This is a genomic window from Bartonella sp. AP20NXHL (assembly GCF_042196165.1).
In the GTDB taxonomy this organism is placed as follows: domain Bacteria; phylum Pseudomonadota; class Alphaproteobacteria; order Rhizobiales; family Rhizobiaceae; genus Bartonella.
The window spans coordinates 1-891 of the sequence record NZ_JBHIPV010000092.1 but is presented as its reverse complement, the minus strand read 5'-3'; the positions used below and the strand labels follow the sequence as shown (position 1 = coordinate 891).

At 38.6% G+C, this 891-nt stretch carries 1 protein-coding gene; it reads left to right on the top strand.

Annotation, left to right across the window (positions count from 1 at the left end; all coding sequences use genetic code 11):
- Nucleotides 1–15 precede the first annotated feature (15 nt).
- On the top strand, nt 16–861 hold the full coding sequence (locus ACFILL_RS09375) for a type IV secretion system protein (RefSeq protein ID WP_375643850.1): 846 nt from the start codon (nt 16–18) through the stop codon (nt 859–861).
- Nucleotides 862–891: the final 30 nt, after the last annotated feature.

The window sequence follows — 891 nt, the reverse complement described above, 5'->3', positions numbered from 1 at the left end:
TTAAAGAGGAATTCCATGAACTTTACAGTGTTCACGCAACTTTTCAATAAAATTGATCAGATAACAAAAACATATGTCACGGATATTTCCTCAAAAACAATAGCTACAATTACACCCTTTGTTTCAATCGGTATCACAATTGCTTTCATCATCTATGGTTGGCTCATCATTCGGGGCGCTATAGATATGCCTCTCTCCGGATTTGTAAATCGTTTCCTACGGATAAGTATTATTACTTCAATAGCTCTTACCACAGGACTTTATCAGAATGAAATTGCGAGTTTGATAACACAAATGCCCTATGAGTTATCAAAAGCGCTCATAACAAATCCACTCGATAATACACAATTAATGAATTTACTGGACACAACAGCAACCAAAGGATTTCAATATGCAGGCCGTCTTTTCGAAGAAACCGTCTTCTTCGAAGCCAATGGACTGCTTTACAGTCTCTTAGGCATCATCATCTTGTTGGCAACAAGCCTCGTAGTAGCAATCGGTGGTGGTCTCGTGCTCCTAACAAAAATCGCTATTACACTTCTCGTAGGATGGGGACCACTCTTCATCATTGCTTTGCTCTGGCAACCAACTCATCGCCTTTTCGAGCAATGGATAATCCAAGTCGTCAATTATATAATCCTCTTTCTACTCTTAGCCACTGTATTTAATCTGGTGATGAATATCTTTGCAAACTATTTGAGCGATATGAAATTCGATCAAAACCAGAATATAAGCTCCATGTTTGGGGGAGCTCTCGTCTTGTCCATTATATCCATCATGCTATTACTCAAACTATCAAGCGTTGCCAATTCTCTCGCAAAAGGAATCACATTTGGACATCTATGGAGACATAGAAACTAGATGAGATAAAAAGAAATAGTTCCCGTAACA